The sequence below is a fragment of the Pseudomonas sp. MYb541 genome, from assembly GCF_037479595.1.
Taxonomy (GTDB): Bacteria; Pseudomonadota; Gammaproteobacteria; order Pseudomonadales; family Pseudomonadaceae; genus Aquipseudomonas; species Aquipseudomonas canadensis.
The window spans coordinates 1-7418 of record NZ_JBBGYS010000014.1 but is presented as its reverse complement, the minus strand read 5'-3'; the positions used below and the strand labels follow the sequence as shown (position 1 = coordinate 7418).

At 62.2% G+C, this 7418-nt stretch carries 7 protein-coding genes; 4 read left to right on the top strand and 3 right to left on the bottom strand.

What is annotated here, in order from left to right:
- Window positions 1-3: 3 nt before the first annotated feature.
- Genes tssK through tagH form a run of 3 tightly spaced genes read right to left on the bottom strand, consistent with a single transcriptional unit; the run spans window position 4 to window position 3219 of the window.
- On the bottom strand, window positions 4-1338 hold the full coding sequence (gene tssK / locus WH299_RS10695) for a type VI secretion system baseplate subunit TssK (protein ID WP_078050752.1): 1335 nt from the start codon (window positions 1336-1338) through the stop codon (window positions 4-6).
- 18 nt (window positions 1339-1356) lie between these two features.
- The gene (gene tssJ / locus WH299_RS10690; protein ID WP_339550247.1) at window positions 1357-1866 is read right to left on the bottom strand and encodes a type VI secretion system lipoprotein TssJ; all 510 of its coding nucleotides are present in this window, start codon (window positions 1864-1866) and stop codon (window positions 1357-1359) included.
- A gap of 57 nt (window positions 1867-1923) precedes the next feature.
- Window positions 1924-3219, bottom strand: a complete 1296-nt coding sequence (tagH, locus tag WH299_RS10685; RefSeq protein ID WP_339550246.1) for a type VI secretion system-associated FHA domain protein TagH — start codon at window positions 3217-3219, stop codon at window positions 1924-1926.
- A gap of 394 nt (window positions 3220-3613) precedes the next feature.
- Between tagH and tssA the strand changes: the two genes are divergently transcribed.
- From tssA to WH299_RS10665, 4 genes are all read left to right on the top strand, one after another.
- Window positions 3614-4633: a type VI secretion system protein TssA gene (tssA, locus tag WH299_RS10680; protein ID WP_339550244.1), complete on the top strand. Its 1020-nt coding sequence runs from the start codon at window positions 3614-3616 to the stop codon at window positions 4631-4633.
- Between the two features lie 54 nt (window positions 4634-4687).
- Complete coding sequence (tssB, locus tag WH299_RS10675) at window positions 4688-5194, top strand: type VI secretion system contractile sheath small subunit (RefSeq protein ID WP_010207547.1); 507 nt, start codon at window positions 4688-4690, stop codon at window positions 5192-5194.
- Between the two features lie 2 nt (window positions 5195-5196).
- A complete protein-coding gene (tssC, locus tag WH299_RS10670) occupies window positions 5197-6696 on the top strand; it encodes a type VI secretion system contractile sheath large subunit (protein WP_339550243.1) in 1500 nt (499 codons plus the stop codon).
- Between the two features lie 170 nt (window positions 6697-6866).
- A complete protein-coding gene (locus tag WH299_RS10665; RefSeq protein ID WP_005792512.1) occupies window positions 6867-7355 on the top strand; it encodes an Hcp family type VI secretion system effector in 489 nt (162 codons plus the stop codon).
- Window positions 7356-7418: the final 63 nt, after the last annotated feature.

The window sequence follows — 7418 nt, the reverse complement described above, 5'->3', positions numbered from 1 at the left end:
GGATTATCCTCGGATCGCCCAGAAGGCCAGGTTCAAGCCCGGGAACTGCCCGGCGATGTGGAAGGCAAAGCCGCCGGAATTGCCCAGCTGTTGCCAGGCCTCGCTGCCGCGATCCAGCTCGTAGTAGGTGGAACCTGCGTGGTACGGCAATTGGCGCGGCGCCACGGGCAGAGGCAACAGGGTGATGCCCGGCAGTTGCAGGTTCACCAAGTCGCGGATGTGCTCCACCGAGCCGACTTTGCTCTGCTGGCCGAAGCGCGCGCGCAGGGTTTCGCCGGGGACATCGGCACGTACCACCAGGATGAAGCTGGCGTTGTCGAGCAGGGTTTTGTCGGCCAGCATCGCCACGTGGACGCCGTAGGCTTTCTCGACAATCGGGATCGGCGTGGCCTTGCTGTCGATCAGCATCGACAGCGCTTCACGCAGCGCGGCCATCACCGGGGCAAAGCTCAGGGCCAGGTCGTCGTGCTGGTATTGCGGGTATTCCTGGGGACGGCGGCCCGAGGTCGAGAAGGTCGAGAACTCACCGGCCAAGCTCACCAATTCACTGAAGAAGCGCTCCGGGTGCAGCGGGCTCAACTGGCTCAGATGCTGGATCAGCGGTTGGGCACGGTTGACCAGTTGCAGCAGCATGAAATCGGCAATCTCCGACGCGCCACCGGCGCCCGAAGCGACCACGCGCCCCGCCAGGGCTTCGCCACGCTGGTGCAGCAGGCCGAGCAATTCACTGCGGAACGCGGTCAGCGGCTTGCTCGCGGCGACGTCCAGGACCGGCGGGATGTAGGTGTCGTCGAGTACCAGCGCGCGGTCGGCGCGTTTTTCCTTGATGCGCACCAGGCCGATGGCGGCGTAATCGCTGATGCCATCCTGGGCGGTCAGCAGGCGCAGGGCGCGGGAGCCCACGGCCACCGGAGCGCGGTTTTCGAAGGGTGCGTTGTCGTCACGCACTTCGCGGACCTGGCTCACGTAACGCGCCGCCTCCAAGGCTTCGCCTTCCTCCACGGTATCGCGGGCACCGGCACGCTTGAGCGGCAGCGCCAGGTACACCAGGCCATCGCGCAGGTTGTCGTCGATGTTCAGCGGGCTCGGCGCCAGATCGTCCTGGGGAATGTTGAACGGCGTGCCGTCGGGCAACAGGCCACGCGCCGAGACGATCGCCAGCTTGCCCTGGGCCAGCAGGCCCTGGTCGATCAGCAACTCGGAAAAACCCCAGGCCCCGGCCGACAAAGGGCGGCTGCGGGCGTCGATCAGGTTTTCCAGGTAACGGTCATGCTGCTGGAAGTGCTGCGTTCCGATGAACATGCCTTCCGACCAGACCACGCGATTGTTCCAGGACATGGGGGCTCCGATTGCTTCTTATTGGGCAGGGCTGGATGGGGTGACCACGACGTCGGCGCGCACGGCACGCACATCGAGGCTGATCTGGTATTCGGTGTATTGGCGCGCGGGCACGTTGATCACCGTGCGCCATTGCGCGCGGTCCAACTCGCGATAGCCCACCAGCAAACCGATCTGGCGCGTGGACGGGTCGAGGTCGCGCTGGATGCTCAGTTGCTCGCCGGGCTGCACCATCACTTCGTCCTGGCCCAGCAGGTCCAGGCCCAGGGTCGATTGCGCCCGGTCAGCCAGGGCGAAGTAATCGGAGCGGGCAAAGGTGGCGGCGTTTTTCAGTTCGAAGATGCGCACCCGCACCGGCGCAGCCTGGCCGTTGGCGCCGGGGTTGAGCCCGTTGATCGCATGAAAGTGCAGCTCGACGGCGGCCGTCTCCGCTTCGGCCTCGGCGGCTGTTTCGGGTTTGGCGGCGTCTTTGGCACACGCCGTCAGCAGAAGCAGTGTGGCGACTGCGAGTAAAAACCTGGGAATCATCCTGCGTCCTCAATGACGTATTTAGCTATCCGTTGATCCATGTGTTGCGGCGCGGTTTTACCGACGCTGTCGTGCGCTGTGTTCTTCGTAGGCCCGGCTGAATTCGCGGCCGAACAGGTCCTGGAAATCTTCCTGGGCCTCGCGGGAAATATTGCTGTAGAGCTCGGTGAATTGCTGCCAGTACTGGGCCTGGCGTGAGCCGTTGAAAATACTTGAGAGCCCGCCGGGCTTGCCCATGCGCTCTTCCAGTTGCGCCGGTTCAAAGCGCGTGAGCAGGTGTTTGATCGCCGCTTCCACGCCGGCCATCACCGCCAGTTGGTGGGCACGCAGGTCGTTGAAACTGTCGCGTACGGCGAGGTCCGGTGCCATAAACGCCTGGTTGCCGTGGCGAAGCAAAAGCAGTAACGCTTCGTCAGCATTCGGGGCGAATTTCAACGGATTGTTTTCAGCGGGCTGGATCATGGTCTGCTGCATGCGGAACTCGCCCTTGAGGCTGGCGCGGGCACGCAACACGTCGATCAGGCCTTCGACCATCAGGCGGTAGCTGCGGCCGATGTTTTCCATCTGGGCCTCGGCCTGGGCTTTGTCCAGGCGCAGTTGATCGAGGCTAGCGCCGCGCAGAAAGGCTTGCAGGAGGTCGGGTTGCTGAGTGTTTGCCACAGGCTCGACCGCAGGTGGCGGCTGAATGACCGGTGCGGGCGGTGGCGCAACGGGCGCAGGTGCATCGCCAAACAGGTCCCAATCTTCGGGAATCACCGAGCCCGAAACCACGGGTTTCTCGAGCGCAACGGGCGTCGGCGGACGGAAGTCATGCTGCTCGGACGGCACATGGTCCGGCACGGTCGGCGGCGGCACGGCGGTGGGGCTGAGGAAGTCGAACAGGTCCGGCAGCGTGTCCATCGACGAAGCACCCTGGAATTGCGGCGCGATCACCGGCACTGGCGTGGGCTGGCTCGCCACGGCACCCATCAGCGCTTCAAAGCTGTTCGGCGAATCGCCGGCAAACGGCTGGCTGTCGACGGCCTGCACGTTGAAGTCGATGCGCGCCTGGATCTCGTAATCACCGATGCGGATCAACTCACCGTCTTGCAACGGTTCGCTGTTACCCCGACGCATACGGATACCGGCTTTAACCAACTCCACACCATTAGTGCTGTTATCGGTTAAATAATAGCGACCCTCTTTGTATTGAATAACGCAATGTTGCGAGGAGACCAAGCGCTCTGGATCAGGCAGTACCCAGTCATTATCGGAACTGCGGCCAATAGCCATCGAGCCCTGATTCATGGACTTTTCGGAGCACTGCCCAGGGGTAATCTTGTGATAACTAGTGATAGTCAAACACAGCGACATCTTGCCTCCTTGCTGATACTTCGCGCGCGGTCGACTCCCAGGACAGCGCCTCCCGGGATATCGCCATCAGGTCGAGCGATCGACCGTCTAAAACCTGCCAATGCCAGCATGATCGCTGATCTTAACTGGGCTCTATGACAAAAATCCTGTCCCGGTGCGTCGTTCGACCCACCAGTCGCGCAGGTTGTTAAGCACCGCACATCTGTCACAGAGGGCGAATAGCTTACCTTGACAAGCCCTAAGTACTACACCAAAAATGCACAACTTCTTGAATACCAGTGATGGCACATTAGTGGCATCTTGCTTATATGACCAAGAAAACATGCAAAGTTCCTCGCGCAACTAATGCATGAATTGCCCGCCGTCTAACGGGCTGATAGGGAGATCAAATTCAGTGGATGTGCCGTTGCTGCTCACCGCCGTTTCCGCGACTTCGCCCTGTGGCGAAGACATGGAATATGACGCGCAATTTCTGCAATTGGAGCGTGATGCCAAGGGCCAACCCGAGCGCAGCATGGGCGACTCCATCCTGCCCGCTGAACCGCCGGAATGGCGCAGCATCCAGCAGCAAAGCCTCGACTTGCTCGGGCGCAGCAAAGACCTGCGCATCACCCATTTCCTGCTGCAAAGCGCCCTCGCCCTCCAGGGTGTGGCGGGCCTTGCAGAAGCACTGACGCTGATCGACTCGTTGCTGCGCGATTACTGGGCCGACCTGCACCCGCGCCTGGACGCCGACGACGATAACGACCCCACGGTGCGCATCAACGCCCTCACCGGCCTGACCTGCGACACCAATATTCGCTTGCTGCGCGAAAGCATCCTGACACGCTCGCGCACTTTCGGGCCCGTGAGCCTGCGCGCGGCGCTCAACGCCAGTGGCCTGTTGAGCTTCCCCGACGAGCAACTCGGCGCCCAGCAGCTCAACGCCGCGTTCCTCGACAGCGACCCCGAGCACCTGCAAGCCACCCGTAACGCGCTGATTGCGGCGCGTGCGGCGTGCGAAGCCATCGAACGGCAGGTCAACGATCAGGTCGGTTCCGCCCAGGGCGTGGACCTCAGTGCCTTGAAGCAACCCCTCAAGCAGGCGTTGCAGATCCTTAATCAAGCGGTGCCCGGCACCGACAGCAGCAGCGAACCCGAGGCCGTCAGTGACGACAATGCCCCCTCGGCCGACTTCGCCGCTGCGCCCGCAGCACCGCGCCCAGTTGGCGACATCGCCAGCCGCGACGATGTGCTGCGCAGCCTCGACAAGATCCTTGCGTATTACACCCGGTACGAGCCTTCGAGCCCGCTGCCGGTGCTGTTGAACCGGGCGAAGCATCTGGTGCACGCCGACTTCGCGGCCATCGTGCGCAATCTGATTCCCGACGGCATGTCCCAATTTGAAAACCTGCGTGGCCCGGACAGCGAGTAAGCCGCCCGACTGCGCAGTAACAACACCGTCGCTCAAGCGACCAGGAGCAGCAACGTGGCGAAGCAAAGTTCTCAGAAATTCATCGCGCGCAACCGCGCGCCTCGAGTGCAGATCGAGTACGACGTCGAGCTTTACGGCGCCGAGAAAAAGGTCCAGCTGCCCTTCGTGATGGGTGTGATGGCCGACCTCGCCGGCAAGCCCGCCGAGCCTCTGGCGCCGGTGGCAGACCGCAAGTTCCTTGAAGTGGACGTCGACAATTTCGACTCACGCCTCAAGGCCATGCAGCCGCGCGTGGCGTTCCACGTACCGAACGAGCTGACCGGCGAAGGCAACCTGAGCCTGGACATCACCTTCGAAAGCATGGACGACTTCAGCCCGGCCGCCGTGGCCCGCAAGGTCGACTCGCTGAACCAACTGCTCGAAGCCCGCACCCAACTGGCCAACCTGCTGACCTACATGGACGGCAAGACCGGCGCTGAAGAAATCATCATGAAGGCGATCAAGGACCCGGCATTGCTCCAGGCACTTGCCAGCGCGCCGAAGCCTGCAGGGGACCAGTAATCATGACTGACAATACCGCCCGCGAAGGCACCCAGATCCTGGGTACCCAGACCGAAGAAGCCAGCGAGTTCGCGAACCTGCTGCTGCAGGAATTCAAGCCCAAGACCGAGCGTGCCCGCGAAGCCGTGGAAACCGCTGTGCGCACCTTGGCCGAACAGGCTCTGGCGCAAACCTATCTGGTGTCCAATGACGCGATCAAGTCGATCGAATCGATCATCGCCGCCATCGACGCCAAGCTGACCGCACAGGTCAACCAGATCATCCATCACCAGGATTTCCAGCAGCTGGAAAGCGCCTGGCGTGGCCTGCACTACTTGGTCAACAACACCGAGAGCGATGAGCAGCTGAAGATCCGCGTGCTCAACATCTCCAAGCCGGACCTGCACAAGACCCTGAAGAAATTCAAGGGCACTGCGTGGGACCAGAGCCCGATCTTCAAGAAGATGTACGAAGAAGAATACGGCCAGTTCGGCGGCGAGCCGTACGGCTGCCTGGTAGGCGACTACTACTTCGACCAGTCACCACCCGATGTCGAACTGCTGGGCGAGCTGTCGAAAGTCTGCGCAGCGATGCACTCGCCGTTCATCGCTGCGGCGTCGCCGACCGTGATGGGCATGGGCTCGTGGCAAGAGCTGTCGAACCCGCGCGACCTGACCAAGATCTTCACCACGCCGGAATACGCCGGCTGGCGCTCGCTGCGTGAATCGGAAGACTCGCGCTACATCGGCCTGACCATGCCGCGTTTCCTGGCACGCCTGCCGTACGGCGCCAAGACCGACCCGGTGGAAGCCTTTGCCTTCGAAGAAAACACCGACGGTGCCGACAGCTCCAAATACACCTGGGCCAACGCCGCGTACGCGATGGCGGTGAACATCAACCGTTCGTTCAAGCACTACGGCTGGTGCTCGCGCATCCGTGGCATCGAGTCCGGCGGTGAAGTGGAAAACCTGCCGGCGCACACGTTCCCTACCGATGACGGTGGCGTGGACATGAAATGCCCGACCGAAATCGCCATCAGCGACCGCCGTGAAGCGGAGCTGGCGAAGAATGGTTTCATGCCGCTGCTGCACAAGAAAAACACCGACTTCGCCGCGTTCATTGGCGCCCAGTCGTTGCAGAAACCGACCGAATACGATGACCCGGACGCCACCGCCAACGCCAACCTGGCCGCGCGCCTGCCGTACCTGTTCGCCACCTGCCGTTTCGCCCACTACTTGAAGTGCATCGTGCGCGACAAGATCGGTTCCTTCAAAGAGAAGGACGAAATGCAGCGCTGGTTGCAGGACTGGATCCTCAACTACGTGGACGGTGACCCTGCGCACTCCACCGAAACCACCAAGGCCCAGCACCCATTGGCTGCCGCCGAAGTGATCGTGGAAGAAGTGGAAGGCAACCCGGGTTACTACAACTCCAAGTTCTACCTGCGCCCGCACTACCAGCTCGAAGGGCTGACCGTGTCGCTGCGCCTGGTATCGAAGCTGCCTTCGGCGAAAAGCGCATAACCACGAATGAGCCGGCTCTTCTGTGGGAGCCGGGCTTGCCCGCGATGCACACGACGCGGTCTGCCAGTCAGACCGCGGCGACGCAATCGCAGGCAAGCCAGCTCCCACAGAACAGCATTGCCCATTGGGCTTAAACAAATATCGTGGCTGAGTCCACACAGGGAGAAAACATGGCTGTTGATATTTTCATCAAGATCGGCGACATCAAGGGCGAGTCCATGGACAAGGCCCACAAGGACGAAATCGACGTGCTGAACTGGAGCTGGGGCATGGCCCAGTCCGGCAACATGCACGTGGGCGGTGGCGGCGGCGCGGGCAAGGTGAATATCCAGGACCTGTCGCTGACCAAGTACGTCGACAAGGCCTCGCCGAACCTGATGATGCACTGCGCCAGCGGCAAGCACATCGACAAGGTCAAGCTGACCGTGCGCAAGGCCGGTGGCGAAAGCCAGGTCGAGTACATGGTGATCAACCTGGAAGAAGTGCTGGTCACCTCGCTGAGCACCGGCGGTTCGGGCACCGATGACCGCCTGACCGAGAACGTCACCCTGAACTTCGCCCAAGTGATGGTCGACTACCAGCCACAGAAAGCCGACGGCACCAAAGATGGCGGCGCGATCAAGTTTGGCTGGAACATCCGTTCCAACACCAAGCGCTGATAGCCCTTGGGGGGGGGGGGGGGGGGGCCCCCCCCCCCCCCCCCCCCGCGCCCCCCCCCCCCC